The organism is Lysobacter sp. MMG2 (assembly GCF_016735495.2).
In the GTDB taxonomy this organism is placed as follows: domain Bacteria; phylum Pseudomonadota; class Gammaproteobacteria; order Xanthomonadales; family Xanthomonadaceae; genus Lysobacter_J.
Window position 1 is genome coordinate 316,533 of sequence record NZ_JAERQY020000002.1, and the last position, 17,432, is coordinate 333,964.

The 17,432-nt window shown below is 68.0% G+C and carries 14 protein-coding genes and 1 pseudogene; 3 read left to right on the top strand and 12 right to left on the bottom strand.

What is annotated here, in order from left to right; genetic code table 11:
* Positions 1 to 115: 115 nt before the first annotated feature.
* The 8 genes and pseudogenes from JI752_RS09420 to JI752_RS09455 form a co-directional block, all read right to left on the bottom strand.
* Positions 116 to 442 carry an antibiotic biosynthesis monooxygenase gene (locus JI752_RS09420; RefSeq protein WP_216962769.1) on the bottom strand — a complete coding sequence of 109 codons (327 nt, stop codon included), beginning with the start codon at positions 440 to 442 and terminating at the stop codon, positions 116 to 118.
* 184 nt (positions 443 to 626) lie between these two features.
* Positions 627 to 3,197 (bottom strand): annotated as a pseudogene (locus tag JI752_RS19435) (Cache 3/Cache 2 fusion domain-containing protein); the annotation flags it as partial.
* A gap of 204 nt (positions 3,198 to 3,401) precedes the next feature.
* Positions 3,402 to 4,382, bottom strand: coding sequence for a protein translocase subunit SecF (gene secF / locus JI752_RS09430; protein WP_216962772.1), 981 nt, complete (start codon positions 4,380 to 4,382; stop codon positions 3,402 to 3,404).
* 13 nt (positions 4,383 to 4,395) lie between these two features.
* Complete coding sequence (secD, locus tag JI752_RS09435; RefSeq protein ID WP_216962775.1) at positions 4,396 to 6,264, bottom strand: protein translocase subunit SecD; 1,869 nt, start codon at positions 6,262 to 6,264, stop codon at positions 4,396 to 4,398.
* 59 nt (positions 6,265 to 6,323) lie between these two features.
* Positions 6,324 to 6,665, bottom strand: coding sequence for a preprotein translocase subunit YajC (gene yajC / locus JI752_RS09440; RefSeq protein WP_216962778.1), 342 nt, complete (start codon positions 6,663 to 6,665; stop codon positions 6,324 to 6,326).
* 90 nt (positions 6,666 to 6,755) lie between these two features.
* The gene (gene tgt / locus JI752_RS09445; RefSeq protein WP_216962781.1) at positions 6,756 to 7,871 is read right to left on the bottom strand and encodes a tRNA guanosine(34) transglycosylase Tgt; all 1,116 of its coding nucleotides are present in this window, start codon (positions 7,869 to 7,871) and stop codon (positions 6,756 to 6,758) included.
* On the bottom strand, positions 7,868 to 8,941 hold the full coding sequence (gene queA, locus JI752_RS09450) for a tRNA preQ1(34) S-adenosylmethionine ribosyltransferase-isomerase QueA (RefSeq protein ID WP_216962784.1): 1,074 nt from the start codon (positions 8,939 to 8,941) through the stop codon (positions 7,868 to 7,870). The genes tgt and queA overlap by 4 nt, the downstream gene beginning before the upstream one ends.
* Before the next feature lie 315 nt (positions 8,942 to 9,256).
* Positions 9,257 to 9,688, bottom strand: a complete 432-nt coding sequence (locus JI752_RS09455; RefSeq protein WP_216962788.1) for an Lrp/AsnC family transcriptional regulator — start codon at positions 9,686 to 9,688, stop codon at positions 9,257 to 9,259.
* 126 nt (positions 9,689 to 9,814) lie between these two features.
* On the opposite strand from JI752_RS09455, the gene JI752_RS09460 reads away from it, so the two are divergent.
* Positions 9,815 to 11,311: an aminotransferase class III-fold pyridoxal phosphate-dependent enzyme gene (locus tag JI752_RS09460; RefSeq protein WP_216962791.1), complete on the top strand. Its 1,497-nt coding sequence runs from the start codon at positions 9,815 to 9,817 to the stop codon at positions 11,309 to 11,311.
* A 64-nt stretch (positions 11,312 to 11,375) separates the two neighbouring features.
* On the opposite strand, the gene JI752_RS09465 is transcribed toward JI752_RS09460, so the two are convergent.
* Positions 11,376 to 11,537, bottom strand: a complete 162-nt coding sequence (locus tag JI752_RS09465) for a hypothetical protein (RefSeq protein ID WP_216962794.1) — start codon at positions 11,535 to 11,537, stop codon at positions 11,376 to 11,378.
* Between the two features lie 38 nt (positions 11,538 to 11,575).
* Positions 11,576 to 12,697 carry a phytase gene (locus JI752_RS09470; RefSeq protein WP_216962796.1) on the bottom strand — a complete coding sequence of 374 codons (1,122 nt, stop codon included), beginning with the start codon at positions 12,695 to 12,697 and terminating at the stop codon, positions 11,576 to 11,578.
* Between the two features lie 195 nt (positions 12,698 to 12,892).
* Between JI752_RS09470 and JI752_RS09475 the strand changes: the two genes are divergently transcribed.
* A complete protein-coding gene (locus JI752_RS09475; protein WP_216962801.1) occupies positions 12,893 to 15,223 on the top strand; it encodes a TonB-dependent receptor in 2,331 nt (776 codons plus the stop codon).
* A gap of 39 nt (positions 15,224 to 15,262) precedes the next feature.
* On the opposite strand, the gene JI752_RS09480 is transcribed toward JI752_RS09475, so the two are convergent.
* A complete protein-coding gene (locus JI752_RS09480) occupies positions 15,263 to 16,057 on the bottom strand; it encodes a methyltransferase domain-containing protein (protein ID WP_216962804.1) in 795 nt (264 codons plus the stop codon).
* 105 nt (positions 16,058 to 16,162) lie between these two features.
* On the opposite strand from JI752_RS09480, the gene upp reads away from it, so the two are divergent.
* A complete protein-coding gene (gene upp / locus JI752_RS09485; protein WP_216962807.1) occupies positions 16,163 to 16,798 on the top strand; it encodes a uracil phosphoribosyltransferase in 636 nt (211 codons plus the stop codon).
* A 222-nt stretch (positions 16,799 to 17,020) separates the two neighbouring features.
* Here upp and JI752_RS09490 read toward each other — a convergent pair whose 3' ends face one another.
* Positions 17,021 to 17,422, bottom strand: a complete 402-nt coding sequence (locus tag JI752_RS09490; RefSeq protein ID WP_216962810.1) for a hypothetical protein — start codon at positions 17,420 to 17,422, stop codon at positions 17,021 to 17,023.
* Positions 17,423 to 17,432: the final 10 nt, after the last annotated feature.

The window sequence follows — 17,432 nt, forward strand, 5'->3', positions numbered from 1 at the left end:
CGATGCTATTGCATGGCCGATGCCTGCGGGTGCGTCACGCGCTGTAGACCCAACCGGCGCCCTACCCGGTCGAGCACGCGACCGGCCTGTTCGCGATGCGGTACGAGGCGGCGCGTCAGCCGCGTGCGCGGTGCCATTCGCCCAGAGGCAGCAGCACCTGCGGTTCGCGCGGTCGCTGCAGCATCGGCTCGATGCGGGCGTCGTACTCCATGCGGTATGGCTTCATCTGGTTGCGCAGGAAGGATTCGACGTCAGGCTCGGCCCAGCGTTCGTACAACGTGAACTGGTTCGGATCGCCCGCGTCCTGGTGCGCGTAGCAGGCGATGAACTCGGGCTCGCGCGACATGGCCTGCGCGATGGCGTGGAACTCGCGTTTCCAGTCCTCCACGCGCTCGGGCCTGACATGCAGCTTCACGTAGAAAATGAGTTCGTCGTTGGCCATCCACTTCTCCTGTCGGGGCGCGACGTCTGCGCACGCGCGGATTCTCCCGCATTCGCGCGCACCGTCGCCACCCCGCCGAACCCGCATCGCGAGCGCGCCTGCGATCCCCCACCGCAAGCGCGCTCCAGCGATGCGTGCCCGAAGGCACTGTCGCGGCGTGTTACGCCGCCGCGCGCGTGGCCGCTGCGCGGCGCTCGCCGATGACGAACTGACGCACCGCGCCGGAGAGCGCGCGCGCCTGCTCTTCCATGCTGTGCGCGGACGCCGACGCTTCCTCCACCAGCGCCGCGTTCTGCTGCGTGCCTTCGTCCATGTTGGCGATCGCATTGCTCACCAGTTCGATCCCGGCGCTCTGCTCCTGCGAGGCGGTGGAGATGTCGGCCATGATGTCGGTGACGCGACGCACGGACGCGACGATCTCGGTCATCGTCGTGCCGGCGCGATCCACCAGCGCCGAACCGTCGTTGACCTTGGCCACCGAGGTTTCGATCAGCGACTTGATTTCCTTGGCCGCGTTGGCCGAACGCTGCGCCAGCGCGCGCACTTCCGCGGCGACGACCGCGAAACCGCGTCCGCTCTCGCCCGCGCGCGCCGCCTCGACGGCGGCGTTGAGCGCCAGGATGTTGGTCTGGAACGCGATGCCGTCGATGGTGCCGATGATCTCGGCGATGCGGTGCGAGGACGCTTCGATCTCGCGCATCGTCGCCACGGCACTGCCCACCACTTCGCCGCCCTGCGAGGCGACGTTGGCCGCCTCGATCGCGAACTGGTTGGCCTGGCGTGCGGACTCGGCGTTCTGGCGCACGGTGGAGGTGAGTTCCTCCATCGACGCGGCGGTTTCCTCCAGGCTCGCGGCCTGCTGTTCGGTGCGGCGCGAAAGATCGGCGTTGCCGGCGGCGATCTCCGCGGCGGCGCCGTCGATCGCGCCGGAGGCTTCCTGGATGCGGCCGACGATGCCGGTGAGCTGCGCGATCGTGGCGTCGGCATCGTCGCGCATGCGCGCGAACACGCCGTGGAAGTCGCCGTGCATGCGTTCGGTGAGGTCGCCGCGCGCGATGGCCCGCAGCAGGCGCGAGGCTTCGCCCAGGTTGTGGTCGCTCACCGACATCATCGCGTTGAGGCCGTCGACCATCGCGCGGAAGTCGTGCTGGAACCGCGCCGCGTCGCCGCGCACGCTGAAATCGCCGGCAGCGGCGGCCGCGGACAGGCGCTTGATCTCGTGGTTGATCGCCGACAGGTTCGCCTTGACGGTGTCCATGGTCTGCGTGAGCACGGCCTTCTCGCCGGGCAGGCGTTCCATGTCGATCGACAGGTCGCCGACCGCGTAGCGGCGCATCACGTCGGCCAGCTGCATCTTCACCTCGATGTGCGCGGCGACCAGTGCGTTGGTGTCGCGCACCATCTCGCCGTACTGGCCGGGGAAGGTGTCGGCGTCCATGCGATGGCTGATCTCGCCGGCTTCGTGCCGTCGCGCCATCTCGCGTTGTGCCGCGATCACCGACTGCACGCGCTCGCGCATGCGCGCCATCGATTGCTGCAGGCGGCCGAGTTCGTCGTGGCGCGCGCGCGGCATCGCGCTGTCCAGACGCCCCTGGGCGACGTCATCGGCAAGACGGGCGACTTCGGCCAGAGGCTGGGTCACCGTGCGGCGCACGCACCACCACGACACGCCCAGGATCAGCATCAGCGTGACCAGCGATGCGACCGCGATGAGCACGGCCAGCGCATGCGAGGCAGCGACGATCTGCGCCTTCGGCTCGGCCGCGACGACCGCCCAGTTCCAGGCGGGGAAGCTTTCCACGGCGACGAGCGTGGGCTCGGCGGCGGACTTCGTCGCACCCGCCAGATCCACTTCGACGAGCCCGCCGCCCGCGGCCACCGCAGTACGCAGCGCCTGCTGGCCGGCCGTGTCGAGGATTCCGCGCAGCGGCGTGCCTTCGTCGGTCGGATGGATGACCAGCGACTCCTCGCCCTCGCGCGCGGTGTCGATCACCAGGAAATGCCCGCGCTCGCCGATGCGCATGGCGCGGGTGCGTTCCTTCAGCGCAGCCAGCTCGCTGCCGTAGTCCTTGCCGACGAACAGCACACCGACCAGCGCGCCCGCATCGTCGTGCAACGGGCGGTAGTGCGTCATGTAGGCGCGGCCGAACAGCGTGGCCTTGCCGGTATACGCCTGGTTCTTCAGAAGGCGCGCATAGGCCGGCGAATCGTGCGCCAGGCGCGTGCCGATGACGCGCTCGCCCTTCTCGTTGCGCAGCGAAGTGGCGACGCGGACGAAGTCGCCTCCTTCGCGGGCGAACACCGTGGCGACGGCGCCGGTGTCCTGGGTGAAGCGATCGACCGGAGCGAACGATGCGTCGACGGTCTGCCCGTCCAGCGAGAGCTTCGGCGTGCCGTCCTTGTTCGCGGTCAGTGCCACCGGCCCACCGAGCAAGGTCGCCTGCAACGCGCCGCCGAGCGTCTTCGTGGCGTCGGTCAGGCTGGCCTCATAGGTGGCGACGTTGTCGCGCAGGATGCGCGCCGCCGAGCGCAGGTCGTGGCCGGCGCGTTCTTCGATGGCCTGCGAGGCCTGGCGGCTCACCATGACGGTGAGGCCGGCCATCATCACCACCATCGTGACGACGAGCACCACGCCGATCTGGCGGCCGAGCGAGGCGCGCACCCAGCTCGCGCGCGACGGCGCGGCGGTGGATCGTCGATAAGCAAGCGGAGCCACCGCGACGGGCGCGGTGCGGGGCACTTCGGACGGAGTCATGGGGCGCGGGTCGGGTGTGGGGTTCGACTCGTTAACGACCGGGGCCGGTGTGACTTGAGTCGCAGTTTTGTGACACCGCCCGGTGCGGCACATGCCGCCCCGCCGAGGCCCGCGCCTCACGGGCTGCCCCCGATGTCGGACACCCGCGCGCCAACGAAAAAGGCCGCGCAATGCGCGGCCTTTTCGAACCTCCGGCGCGGCCCGTTACGGGCGACGCGCCAGGGCGGCTTCGTCCTTGGCCTTCGGCATCAGGTCCTGCTTGGTGACCTTCAGGAAGCCGATGGTCAGCAGCGGGCAGGCGATGAAGATCGAGGACAGCGTGCCGATCACGATGCCGATCATCTGCGACTCGGCCATGCCCTGCAGCGAACCGCCGCCGTACAGGTACAGCGCCAGCACGGTGAGGAAGGCCACGAACGAGGTGATGACCGTACGCGAGAGCGTCTGGTTGACCGACTTGTTGAGGATCTCCTCCGGCGTGCCGCGCATGGAGCGGAAGTTCTCGCGGACGCGGTCGAACACCACGATGGTGTCGTTGATCGAGTAACCCATCACCGACAGCACGCCGGCCAGCACGATCAGGTCGAACTCGTGCCCGGTCAGCGCGAACCAGCCAGCCACCACGAGCACGTCGTGCAGCGTCGCCAACACCGCGGCGATGGCGAACTTGCGTTCGAAGCGGAACGAGATGTAGATCAGGAAGCCGACGATCACGAAGATCAGCGCCCAGATGCCGTTGGTCGCCAGGTCCTTGCCGACCTGCGGACCGACGAACTCGTTGCGCAGCACGCGGCCCGGGTTGTCGGGGAAGGCCAGCGCGCTCTGGATGTCGCTGGCGACCTGGTTGATCGCGGCACCGGCCTCGGCACCCTCGCCCGCCGGCGCTGCGTTCTCCTTGGGCTGCAGGCGGATCAGCAGGTCGTTGCCGCTGCCGAAGGTCTGCACCTGGGCGTTGTCGTAACCGGCCTGCTCCAGGCGCTGGCGCACGTCGTCCACGTCCACCGGCTTTTCGAAGCGCAGCTCCGCCACGGTGCCGCCGGTGAAGTCCAGGGCGAAGTTGAAGCCCTTGAACACCATCGCGCCGATGGCGACGACGAGCATCAGCATGGCGATGCTCAGCGAGATCCAGCGCAGCCGGATGAAGTTGATGTTGCTGTCGTACGGGAAAATGTTGAACGGCTTCATGGTGTCTTTCCCGTCAGATCCAGATGGTCTTGATCTTGCGGCGACCGCCGTAGATCAGCGTGGCGATGGCGCGCGACACGCTCACCGCGGTGTACATGGAGGTGACGATGCCCACGATCAGCGACACGGCGAAGCCCTTGATCGGGCCGGTGCCGAAGGCGAACAGCGCGACGCCGGCCAGGATGGCGGTGACGTTGGCGTCGGCGATGGTGCCCGACGCGCGCGTGTAGCCTTCTGCGATGGCGGTCTGCGGCGGCAGCCCGAGTCGCAACTCTTCGCGGATGCGTTCGTTGATCAGCACGTTCGCGTCCACCGACATGCCCACGGTGAGCGCGATGCCGGCCAGGCCGGGCAGCGTCATCGTGGCGCCGAAGATCGACATCACCGCCACCAGCATGAGCAGGTTCAGGCCCAGCGCCAGGCAGGTGATGAGGCCGAACACGCGGTAATAGAACAGGAAGAACACCATCGCGAAGGCCAGCGAGTACAGCACCGCCGTCAGGCCGCGCTGGATGTTCTCGCGACCCAGGCTCGGGCCGACGATGCGCTCTTCGACGAAGTCCATCGGCGCGGCCAGCGAACCCGAGCGCAGCAGCAGCGCGAGGTCGGCCGCTTCCTTCGGGCTCTCCAGGCCGGTGGTCTGGAATTCCTTGCCGAACACGCCGTTGATGGTCGCCACCGAGATCACTTCCTCGTTGACGCGGGTGCTGCGCACTTCCTTGCCGTCCACCGTGCGCACTTCCGGAATGCGCTCGATGTAGACCACCGCCATCGGCTTGCCGACGTGCTCGGTGGTGTAGTCGAACATGCGCTGGCCGCCGACGCCGTTGAGGCGGATCGACACGCCCGGCGTGCCGGTCTGCGGATCCATCATCGAGGTGGCCCCGACCAGCTGGTCGCCGGAAGCGATCACGCGCTTGTTGAGGATGATCGGGATGCGCTTGCCGTCCGGGCCCAGCTGCTTGCGGTAGTAGATGCGGCCTTCCGGCGGCACGTTGCCGGTGGCAACGGCGTCGATGGGGTTCACGTTCTCGACCACGCCGCGGTACTCCAGCGTCGCGGTCGCGCCGAGGATGCGCTTGGCCTGCGCGGTGTCCTGCACGCCCGGCAGCTGCACGACGATGCGGTCGCTGCCCTGGCGCTGGATGATCGGCTCGGACACGCCGAGCGCGTTGATGCGGTTGCGCAGCGTGCCGACGTTCTGTTCGATCGCCTCCACCGCCATGCGCTGCAGTTCGGCCTCGCTGATCTGCACGCTCAGGGTGTTGCCGTCGGCGTCGAGCACCAGGTTGGGCTGGCCGCGACCGATCGCCTGGCGGGCCTTCTCGACCTCGGCCGCGCTGGTGAGTGTGGCGACGATGGTGTTGTTGGCGCGACGCTCGACCGATTCGTAGCGCACCTTGGCATCGCGCAGGACCACGCGCACGTCTTCGGCGGTGGCGTCCAGGCGCTTGTCGAGGGCGGCCTTCTGGTCGACCTGCATCAGGAAGTGCACGCCACCCTGGAGGTCCAGGCCCAGGTACATCGGCCGGGCGCCGATCTTTTCGAGCCAGGCCGGCACCGTGGAGGCCAGGTTGAGCGCCACCACGTAATCGCTGCCCAGCGCGGCGCGCAGGGTGTCGTTGGCCTTGACCTGCTGGTCGGGATCGTTGAGGCGTACCAGCAGGTTGCCGTTGTCGATCTCGACCGTCTTCGGCGTCACGCCGGCCTTGGCCAGCATGTCGGTGACGCGCGCGCGCAGGGCGTCGTCGACCTGGCTCCCGCGGTTTGCGGTGACCTGCACCGACGGGTCCTGCGGAAAGACGTTGGGCAGCGCATACACCGCGCTCAACATCAGAACCACCAGGATGACGAAGTATTTCCAGCGCGCGTAAGTCAGCATCTAAGAGCCCCTGCGGCGGCTTTCTGGCCGCCGTTGCGTCGATTTCTTCTGGCGGCCGATCAGGCCGACTTCAAGGTGCCCTTGGGCAGAACGTTGGCGATGGCGCCCTTCTGCACGCGGATGCGGACGTTGTCCGCGATCTCGACCGTGATGAAGTTCTCACCGATGTCGTTGACCGTGCCGGCGATGCCGCCGTTGGTGATCACTTCATCGCCCTTGGAGAGCTTCTCGAGCATCGCGCGATGCTCCTTCTGGCGCTTCATCTGCGGGCGGATCATGAGGAAGTACATGACGCCGATCAGCAGGATCGGGAACAGCAGCGACATGCCGAGGCCACCGGCACCGCCCTGCGGGGCAGTCTGGGCGTAGGCGGGCGAGATGATGAGGTCGAGCAGATTCATGACGTTCGTCCTGGAATCGAAAAATAGCGGGGGATTATGCCACGGGCCCGTCCCGCCCAGGCTTGGCGGGGGACCCGGGCGCCGGCGGGGTCATCCCTCTCCGGTCCGGGCGGCGTAGAAGGACTCACGGAAGGCGGCAAAGGTTCCCTGCGCGATGGCCTCGCGCATCTGCGCCATCAGGCGCTGGTAGTAGCGCAGGTTGTGCAGGGTGCCCAGCATGGGGGCCAGCATCTCGTTGCAGCGGTCCAGGTGGCGCAGGTAGCTGCGGGTGAAACCGTTGCTGCAGGCGTAGCAGTCGCAGCCCTCCTCGATCGGACGCAGGTCGCGCTCGTACTTGGCGTTGCGCACGCGGACCGTGCCGAAGGAGGTGAAGTAGTGCCCGTTGCGCGCGTTGCGGGTGGGCATCACGCAGTCGAACATGTCGATGCCGCGCGCCACGCCCTCGACCAGGTCTTCCGGCCGGCCCACGCCCATCAGGTAACGCGGGCGATCGGCGGGCAGCTGCGGGCAGGTGTGCTCGAGCATGTGGTTGCGTTCGGCCTCCGGCTCGCCCACGGCCAGGCCGCCGATGGCGTAGCCGTCGAAACCGATGTCCATCAGCGCCGCCGCCGATCGCGTGCGCAGCTCCTCATGCACCCCGCCCTGGACGATGCCGAACAGCGCCGCGTCGTTGCCCTCGTGCGCGCGCTTGCTGCGCTCCGCCCAGCGCAGGCTCAGTTCCATCGAACGGCGTGCGACGTCCTCGGTCGCCGGGTACGGCGTGCATTCGTCGAAGATCATGACGACGTCCGAATCCAGCACCTTCTGGATGCGCATGCTTTCTTCGGGGCCGAGGAAGACCTTGCTGCCGTCGGTGGGCGCGGCGAAGGTCACGCCCTGCTCGGTGATCTTGCGCTTGTGCGCCAGCGAGAAGACCTGGAAACCGCCCGAGTCGGTCAGGATCGGTCCGTTCCAGCGGGTAAAGCCGTGCAGGCCGCCGTGGTCGCCGATGACATCCAGGCCCGGCCGCAGGTACAGGTGGAAGGTGTTGCCCAGGATCATCTGCGCACCCAGGTCGCGCACCTGCTCCGGCATGACGCCCTTGACCGAGCCGTAGGTGCCCACCGGCATGAAGGTCGGCGTTTCCACCGTCCCGCGCGGGAAGGTGATGCGTCCGCGGCGCGCGGCGCCGTCGGTGCGCAGCAGTTCGAACGACATGCGGCTCATGCCTCGCCCCCCTGCTCCGCCGGGAACAGCAGCATCGCGTCGCCGTAGGAGAAGAACCGGTAACGCTGGGCGATGGCGTGGTCGTACGCGGCGAACACGCGCGCCTTGCCGGCGAAGGCGGAAACAAGCATCAGCAAGGTGCTCTCGGGAAGGTGGAAGTTGGTGATCAGCGCGTCCACCGAGCGGATGCGGTAACCGGGCAGGATGAACAAGCGCGTCTCGCCGGCGTACGGCTGCAACTCGCCACTGCCGTCGTCGTTGCTGCGCATCGCGCTTTCCAGCGCACGCACCACCGTGGTGCCCACGGCGATCACGCGACCGCCCGCCGCGCGCGTGCGCTTGATCTGCTCGATCAGCGCCGGCCCGACATTGAGCCATTCGCTGTGCATGATGTGCTGGTCGAGTTCGTCCACGCGCACGGGCTGGAACGTGCCCGCGCCCACATGCAGGGTGACGTGGCCGAACTGCACGCCGCGCGCTTTCAGTGCCTCCAGCAGTTCCTCGTCGAAATGCAGGCCCGCCGTGGGCGCGGCGACGGCGCCGACCTCGCGCGCGAACACGGTCTGGTAACGCGTGTCGTCGTCCACGTCCGCGTCGCGCTCGATGTACGGAGGCAGCGGCAGGCGGCCGGCATGCAGCAGGTACTTCTCCAGCGATTCGGGGATGTCGAAGCGCAGGCGGTAGAACTCGCCGTCGCGGCCGAGCACTTCGGCCTCGCCGCCGGCATCCAGCACGATCCGCGCACCGGCCTTGGGCGACTTGCTCACGCCCAGCTGCGCGCGCGCTTCGAAGCCGCCGAGCATGCGCTCGATGAGGATCTCGACCCGCCCGCCGGTGGTCTTCTGCCCGAACAACCGCGCCGGGATCACGCGGGTGTCGTTGAACACCAGCAGGTCGCCCGGCTGCAGAAGGTCGGTCAGGTCGCGGAAGACGCGGTCCTGGAAGCCGCGGTCGTAGGCATCGCCAACGGCCGGCGGAACCACCAGCAAGCGGCTGGCCGAACGCTCGGGCAACGGCGCCTGGGCGATCAGCTCGGGCGGCAGGTCGTAGTGGAAATCGGATTTCTTCAAGGCGGGGCCGGTGGAACGTGCAGCCGCCGGGGCTGCGGGACCGGCCATTGTAAGTGTTCCGGATCGGGCGGCCGTTTCCGTGGAAGGCGTGGCGGCGGTATCCCCGCCCGTGCCTCGTCACTGCCCCCTGCCATCCCTGCATCCCCGCTCGTGCCGGCATCGCTGCCCATGCCGTCATCCCCGCGAAGGCGGGGATCCACGCTGGCGGGCATCACGGCTGACGGAGGGCGTGACGTGCGCGCTTGGGTTCCCGCCTTCGCGGGAACGACGATTGGAGGGGTGGTGGCACCTCGCCCTCCAGGCTCACGCTCAGAATCACCGCTCGAACTTCGCCGAAAGAATGATCGCCGAGGTCGTCCGCTCGACCCCGTCGATCGCGCCGATCCGGTCGGTCAGCTCGTCCATCGCCTCCACCGACGGCGCCACGCCCAGGGCGACCAGGTCGAACGGCCCGCTCACCGAATGCAGCGAGCGCACCTCGGGCATCGCGTGTAGGGACGCGGCGACGGACGGCGCCTGCTTGGGCAGCACGGTGATCATGATGTGGGCGCGGATGTGGCCGCGTTCGGCGGCGTCGTGCACGCGGACGGTGTAACCCTGGATGACGCCCTCCCGCTCCAGCCGCTCGATCCGGCTGTGCACCGTGGTGCGGGAGAGCTTCAACCGGCGCGCGATATCGGCCGTGGAGGCGCGTGCGTTTTCGCGCAGGACCGAGAGGACCTGCTGGTCGGCATCGGTGATCTTCACGATTCGGCCCCTCCCGTCGTCGAAACGACGAAATTATCCCTTATTTCGTACAAATAGATACTGTCGATCGACGATTTAATCCAGATAATGGACAACTTGCCGCCTGATTCGCCCCTGGAGGACCCCATGGCCGTCATCGACCGTCTCGCTCCCCTGCGCGCCCACGCGGGCCGCCGCCGTACCCACGGCCTGGACGACGCCACCATCGCCCGCTTCGCCGCCACGCATGCCGAACTGATCGAGGCCATCGAGGCCGCCGAGCAGGAATACCAGCGCGTGAAGGACGAATTCGCCGACCTGCTCGACCTGGACGAGGACGCCCAGGTGCAGTCCGTGCAAGGCGGCTACGTCAACTTCTATCCGGACGATGCGGTGAACCCGTACATCGCCCTCGCCGCGCGCGGCCCGTGGGTGGTCACGCTGAAGGGCGCGGTCCTGCACGACTCCGGCGGGTACGGCATGCTCGGTTTCGGCCATGCGCCGAAGAACGTCATCGCCGCGATGGCCAAGCCGCAGGCGATGGCCAACATCATGACGCCCTCGCTGTCGCAGCTGCGCTTCGATCGCGCCCTGCGCGCCGCCATCGGTGCGCAGGGCGGCGGCTGTCCGTACGAGAAGTTCTTCTGCCTGAATTCCGGTTCGGAGTCCGTGTCGCTCGCCGCGCGCATTGCCGACGCCAACACCAAGCTGATGACCGATGCCGGCGGCCGCCATGCGGGCCGCACGATCAAGCGCGTCGTCGTGAAGGGCAGCTTCCACGGCCGCACCGAGCGCCCGGCACTGTATTCGGATTCCTCGCGCAAGACCTACCTGCAGCACCTGGCCAGCTTCCGCGGCGAGGATTCGCTGATCACGGTGGAGCCTTACGACGTCGACGCACTCAAGAAGGTGTTCGACGACGCCGACGCCAACGGCTGGTTCATCGAAGCGATGTTCCTGGAGCCGGTGATGGGCGAAGGCGACCCGGGCCGCAGCGTGCCGCCGGCGTTCTACGCCGCCGCGCGTGCGCTCACCCGCGGGCACGGCGCGCTGCTGCTGGTGGATTCGATCCAGGCCGGCCTGCGCGCGCACGGCGTGCTGTCGATCATCGACTACCCCGGCTTCGAACAGCTCGATCCGCCGGACATGGAGACCTACTCCAAGGCGCTCAACGCCGGCCAGTACCCGCTGTCGGTGCTCGCCGTGGGCCGCCAGGCCGCGCAGCTCTACAAGAAGGGCCTGTACGGCAACACGATGACCACCAACCCGCGCGCGCTCGATGTCGCCTGCGCGGTGCTGGCGCAGGTCACGCCGCAACTGCGCGAGAACATCCGCGTGCGCGGCGCCGAAGCCTTGCAGAAGTTCGAGAAGCTCAAGGCCGAGCTCGGCGGCCTGATCACCAAGGTGCAGGGCACGGGCCTGCTGTTCTCGTGCGAGCTGTCGCCGCAGTTCAAGTGCTACGGCGCCGGTTCCACCGAAGAGTGGCTGCGCGAGCAGGGCATCGGCGTGATCCACGGCGGCGTGAACTCGCTGCGCTTCACTCCCACCTTCACCATCACCAGCGACGAGATCGACCTGCTGGTGTCCATGGTCGCGCGCGCATTGCGGGAAGGCCCGCGCGCGCAGCAGGCCGCGGCGGCCTGATCCTCCCCCGACGCCGCCGCGAAGGCGGCGGGCGCCCCCACGCCCGCCGCCTTCGCCTGCTTTTTCAGTCTTCGGCCGTCCCGGCCGCCACACCGCTCGCCTTGACCCGTTGCGGCGCTGCCTGCTTCGGTACGCATGCCGCGTTGCCGGTGCCGGACTGCACATAGCGTTCGTACCTGCTCGACTGCGCGGCGAACGCCGTGCTCACTGCGGCCGCGAAGGCCATGCCTGCAACGGCACAACGCGTGTCGGGCCGCACGCCGCTCACTTCGTCCTGCACGCCGGCAACGACAGCGCCTTGGCGATGTCGCGCCAATCGAACGCCGCCACCGCCTGGTCGTCGTCCACCGCGTAGAACACGCCCTGCGGGAAACGCGCGTCGCCCGACTGATCCAGCCACACGCCGTCGGTGTTCGCCGTCTTCTTGCCGGCGAAGGCGCCCAGGTGCGCCAGCGTCACGCGGTCGAACACATGGAACAGGCTGCGGTCCTTGAACTGGTCCGTCGCGATCCAGAACCCCGTGCCGCCCGCGCAGCGCATCAGCGCCATGCCTTCGGCCTGCGCCTTGAACAGCTCCGCGCCGATGTCGCGGCCGCGGTAGCTGCCGTCCAACCCGTACTCGCGCAGGCGCGTGCCGGTGGCGACGTCTTCCTCGGCCAGCAGCAGGCGGTCGTGCTCGACGTCGCCGAAAACCGACTCGGCGATGCGGATCGCGCCGGCCTGCGTCGTGTCGCCGAAGGTTCCCATCAGGCGTGCATCCCAGCCCCCCGGCACGCGGCGCAGCTGATAGCGCTTGTAGCGCCGGTCGAGTTCGGCCAGCGGCGGCGGGAGGTCTTCGTTCTGCGGCGACATGTAGTTGTCGCTGACGATGACTTCCAGGCTGTCCTTCTGCGCACGTACCCACAGGCCGTAAGGCTGCTTCAGATCTTCAGCACCGAAAACGAGCAGCGGCTTGAAATCGGGCAGATGAAACATCTGCACGCGCTGGTTGTCGCGTTCGACGACGAGCACGTAGTCGTCGATCACCGCGATGCCGTTGGGACGCTGCATCTGCCCCAGCGCCGCGCCCGGGCCACCGACCGTGCGCAGCGTCACGCCGGTATCGACGTCGTACACGACAAGCCGATCGCTCGCCTTGCCCGTGGCGATCAGCCAGCGCTTGCCGTCGGGCGCGCGCCAGCTCGCGGGCGAGTCGATGTTGTCCAGCGGCGTGGCCGCCGTGAGGAACGCTTCGGCGATCACCTTGTGCGCGATGCCGGCCTGGCTCAACAGCGGGTCGACTTCCATGGCTTCGTCGGGTTCGCGGTCGTGCTGCGCGACGGGCGCTGTGGTGGCGCAGGCGGCAAGGCAGGACGCGAAGACAAGCATGGCTACTCGAAGCGACATGGATTCCCCTGGAGACGCGTAAGCAAAGCGCGGATTTGTACGCACCGAATGTGACGTTGCCGTGTCACCACGGTCGTGTGCGATCGTCATATTTCCGCCATGCGGGGTGCGTACAACACGCGGCTTCGGAGCTCGCGGCTTCGGGGCATGTCGCTTCCGAACGCGCCGCTCGTCCTGCATGGGGATGCAACCTCGATGAAACGTAACGTGCTCGCCGCGACGATGTCGCGCGCATTGTGGTGCGCGCTCGTCGCGCCGGTCGGATTTTCCGCGTTCGCGGCCGAAGCGCCCGCCGATGCCTCGCCGGATCCGAAGCAACTCGACTCGGTGGTCGTGCAGGCCGACATCGCGTACCGCAACCGCACCGACGCGGTCGCGCCGGTGCTGTCGTACGACCTGGAATATTTCCAGCGCTTCGAACCGCTGACGGTGGGCGACATGCTCAAGCGCGTGCCGAGCGTCGCGTTCGTCTCCGACGTGCTCGACTACGACGGCGCGCAACTGCGCGGCCTGGATCCGGGCTACACGCAGATCCTCATCAACGGCAAGAAGGTGCCCGGCGCCGGCAACGACCGCTCGTTCTTCGTCGACCGCATTCCGGCCGAACTGGTCGAGCGCATCGAGATCGTGCGCAGCACCAGCGCCAATCGCTCCGGCGATGCCGTGGCCGGCGCGCTCAACATCGTGCTGCGCGATGCGTACGAGTTCGACGGAAAGTACGTGCGCCTGGGCGCGCTGCGCTTCGACGACGGTGAAGTGAAGCCGACCTACGGCGCGGTGGCCAGCGGCGCGGTCGGCGAAGGCCGTCTGCTCGGCGGTTTCAACGTGCAGGGGCGCTACAACCCGAAGCAGAAGCGCAGCGACCGTTTCGAGGAACCGGGCGGCGACTTCGTCGACCGCGAGGACCAGGCCGACACGCGCGACGGCGACGACTATTCGGCCAACCTGTCGTACACGCGCGACGTTGGCACCGGCCGCCTGTCGGTCGACGGCTTCTACGTGCGCACCGACCGCACCGAGACCGAGCATTCGCTGGAATACAACGACCCCACCAGCACCAGCCGCAACAACCTGCTCTCCGTCAACGACCAGGTCGAGAAGATCAAGCAGGACAACTGGTCGCTGGGCGTGGAGTACGCGTTCGACATGGCCGGCGGACGCACGGAGTTCGACCTGGACTACGCACGCTTCGATGACGACACGCGATCGACCGAAGAGCAGGACAGCTTCGACGACGAGGAAACGCCGCCGGAGTTCGACGAACGCGAAGGCACGTGCACGCTGACCGACACGCGCGACAGCGAAGGCACGTTCAAGCTGGCGCACAGGCGCGGCGTGGGCGGGGCGATGTTCGAGTTCGGCGTGGACTTCATGGACAAGCGCCGCGAGACGACGCTGCAGGTCAGTGAAGTCTCGACCGACGAGGAAGGCGACGCGCTGCCGCCGTACGAGGAGTTCGACCGCAACGACAGCCGCATCGACGAGACGCGCGTCGATCCGTACCTGATGTTCTCCGGCACCGCCGGCGCGTTGGCCTGGGAAGCCGGCCTGCGCTACGAGAGCACCGACGTCGACGTCGCCTTCGACGACGACAGCGCGTCCAACGACTACAGCACCCTGCTGCCGTCGGCGCACCTGAAGTGGGACTTCACCAGCGCCGACCGCCTGCTGCTCTCGCTGGGCCGCACGGTGCGCCGTCCGAACTTCGACCAGATCCTGCCGCTGACGCTGGAGGAAGAGTTCGGCGACAACGACTTCACCGGCAACCCGACGCTCGATCCCGAACGCGCCTGGGGCGTGGATTTCGGTTACGAGCGGCGCCTGGGCGCGCGCGGCGTGTTCGGCGTCAACGTGTTCTATCGCGACGTGAAGGACCTGATCGAGATCGTCAACACGGGCGAGCCCAGCGCGACCGCGCAGGATGATTTCGAGGACGAGGTCGAGGAGTTCCTCGACGAGAATCCGGGCGCCACGCCGACCACGCCGGGCTATCCGCAATTCGATCCGGACAGCTTCGTCTACACCGCGCGCAACGTCGGCGACGGCAGCGTGTACGGCATCGAGTTCGACCTGTCCACGCCGCTGACCGCACTGGGCCTGCCGGACACGGGCTTGTTCGTGAACTACTCGTGGCTGGACAGCAATGTCGACGACGCCTTCGGCGAACGCCGCTTCAACAACCAGGCCAAGTACGTCTACAACGTCGGCTTCATTCAGGACCTGCGCGATTGGGGCATGTCCTTCGGCGCCAGCTACCGCCGCCAGGGCGATGCGTATTCGCGCATGCTCGCCGAGGAAGTCTCGACGCACTACGACGGCGACCTGGAAGTGTTCGTCGAGAAGCGCTTCGGCGATCGCATGTCGCTGCGCGTGACCGGCTCCAACCTGCTGGACGCGCACAAGGACGAGACCTTCCACAAGTTCGACAACGCCGCCGACCAGCTCGACCGCGACTACGACGAGTTCGAACTGGAGACCGAGAACTCCGGCCCGGTGTACCAGCTGATCATGCGTTACTCGTTCTGATCGCCCACGCCGGACACCCGCACGATGCGGGCGTCCGGCTCAGGCGATGGCGTGCGCGAGCAGCGCATGCATCGGGACCACCAGGCGCCCATCGCGCAGTTGCTGGCGGATGGGCGCCGCCATTTCGGCTTCGGCCGCGCGCGTGAGTTCCGCGCGCGCGCGATCGTCCAGGTGCTGCGTGGCGGGAATGGCGGCGGCGATCACGTCCACTTCCATCGCAACGAAATCGTTTGGATCTGGAAACGTCGCCGGCATCGAGTGCGTACGGATCTCCACCGACGAGAACCCCGCCTCTTCCAGCAGCGAGCGCAGCACCTGCGCGTCGCTCAACGCGAACGGGGCGGCCATCGCGGGGATGCCGATCAGGCGCACCAGCACGTCGTTGAAGTGCGACCAGAACGCGTGGTGCTCCAGCCCTTGCCAGGTGGTCAGCGCCAGCCGCCCGCCTGCCCGCAGCACGCGCCGGATCTGCGCCAGCGCCGCCGCGCGATCGGGCACGAACTGCAGGCCGTGCTGGCACAGCGCGAGGTCGAAGCTGCCGGCGTCGAACGGCAGCGCGGTCATGTCGCCCTGCTGCCATTGGATGTCGAGGCCTTCGCGCTGCGCAGCGTCGCGGGCGACCTCGAGCATGGCCGGGTTGAGATCGAAACCGACCACGCGCCCGCCGCCGCCCATGCGAACCGCCGCCAGCCGGGCGACGATGCCGGTGCCGCAGGCTAGGTCGAGCACGCGCTCCCCGGGCGCGGGATGCGCGATGTCCAGCAGCACGTTGGCCCACGGCCGGAACAGCGCCGGCACGATCTCGCGTTCGTAGGTGACGGCAGGATTGGCCATCGTGCCCTCCTTCGCTGCGCGCGGCGAACGCCACCGGGGCGGACCCTACGCCCGCCGGGGGAAGGACCGGGTGAAGCACGGCGCCTTTGCGCTAGGCTGTGTGCCATGAAAATCGTCGAAGTCCGCCACCCGCTGGTGCAGCACAAACTCGGCCTGATGCGCGTGGGCGACATCAGCACCAAGGAGTTCCGCGAGCTCGCCTCCGAGGTCGCCACCCTGCTCACTTACGAGGCCACCGCGGACCTGGAAACCGAGGAAGCGGTCGTGCAGGGCTGGGCCGGGCCGGTGAAGACGCGCCGCATCAAGGGCGCGAAGGTCACGCTGGTGCCGATCCTGCGCGCCGGCCTGGGCATGCTGCCGGGCGTGCTGGAGCTGATTCCGGCGGCGAAGGTCGGCGTGGTCGGCCTGCAGCGCGACGAGCGCACCCTGCAACCGGTGGGCTACTATGAGAAGCTCACCGGCCGCATGGACGAGCGCACGGCGATCATCCTCGATCCGATGCTCGCCACCGGCGGCACGCTGGTCGCCACGGTGGACATGCTCAAGGCCGCCGGGTGCCGGCGCATCAAGGGACTGTTCCTGGTGGCCGCACCGGAGGGCCTGCGCGTGCTGGAGGCCAAGCACCCGGACGTGGAAGTGTTCACCGCGTCCATCGACGAGCGTCTCAACGACGTGGGCTACATCCTGCCCGGGCTGGGCGACGCGGGCGACAAGATTTTCGGCACGCGGCATAGCGGGTAGTTGGCGAAGTCGCGCTTCGCGCGCCCCTCTTCCGCCCCGTCGGTTTCCGCGAGGGGAGACGGCAGCAGCAACAGCAGCTGCGGCGGCGACAGCCAGCAACTCGCACGAAATGCCCGGCGCTTCCCCTCTCCCCTTGCGGGAGAGGGACAGGCCGCCGAAGGCGGCCAGGGAGAGGGGTATGGCCGCCGGAAGCGTCACGCTCGACGCTCTCCGTCCGGCGGCTCACCAGTTGTTGCGGCCGTCCATCTTCTCGACAGTGATCTGCGACCAGTCCAGATCGTCCACCAGGCGCAGATTCACCGCGTAGATGCGCGCTTCCGGCACGGTGCCGGCAGTGAAGCCTTCCTTCGCGCTGCCGTCGGGGTCGTAGGCCGACGCCCAGTCCGGCGAATCGCCCCAGGTGTGCATGCCGCAGCAGCCACAGAAGTGGTGGCGGTTCATGCCGCTGGCCGAGTAGGTCCGATCATCCTCCTGCGAGAGGAAGGTCAGTTCACCCGGCGCGAAGTACGCCCACACCGCGCCCGTGCGGGCGCAGAAGCTGCAATTGCATTCCTTGGCCGAGCGGGGGATGTCCGCCGCCTGGATCTTCGTGGCGCCGCAATGGCATGAGACGAGAAAGGTCACGTCGAAGCTC

Coding starts and splice junctions, on each gene's coding strand:
- JI752_RS09420 (WP_216962769.1), bottom strand. CDS start 442: ATGGCCAACGACGAACTCATTTTCTACGTGAAGCTGCATGTCAGGCCC.
- secF (WP_216962772.1), bottom strand. CDS start 4,382: ATGAAGCCGTTCAACATTTTCCCGTACGACAGCAACATCAACTTCATC.
- secD (WP_216962775.1), bottom strand. CDS start 6,264: ATGCTGACTTACGCGCGCTGGAAATACTTCGTCATCCTGGTGGTTCTG.
- yajC (WP_216962778.1), bottom strand. CDS start 6,665: ATGAATCTGCTCGACCTCATCATCTCGCCCGCCTACGCCCAGACTGCC.
- tgt (WP_216962781.1), bottom strand. CDS start 7,871: ATGAGCCGCATGTCGTTCGAACTGCTGCGCACCGACGGCGCCGCGCGC.
- JI752_RS09460 (WP_216962791.1), top strand. CDS start 9,815: ATGGCCGTCATCGACCGTCTCGCTCCCCTGCGCGCCCACGCGGGCCGC.
- JI752_RS09465 (WP_216962794.1), bottom strand. CDS start 11,537: ATGGCCTTCGCGGCCGCAGTGAGCACGGCGTTCGCCGCGCAGTCGAGC.
- JI752_RS09470 (WP_216962796.1), bottom strand. CDS start 12,697: ATGTCGCTTCGAGTAGCCATGCTTGTCTTCGCGTCCTGCCTTGCCGCC.
- JI752_RS09475 (WP_216962801.1), top strand. CDS start 12,893: ATGAAACGTAACGTGCTCGCCGCGACGATGTCGCGCGCATTGTGGTGC.
- JI752_RS09480 (WP_216962804.1), bottom strand. CDS start 16,057: ATGGCCAATCCTGCCGTCACCTACGAACGCGAGATCGTGCCGGCGCTG.
- upp (WP_216962807.1), top strand. CDS start 16,163: ATGAAAATCGTCGAAGTCCGCCACCCGCTGGTGCAGCACAAACTCGGC.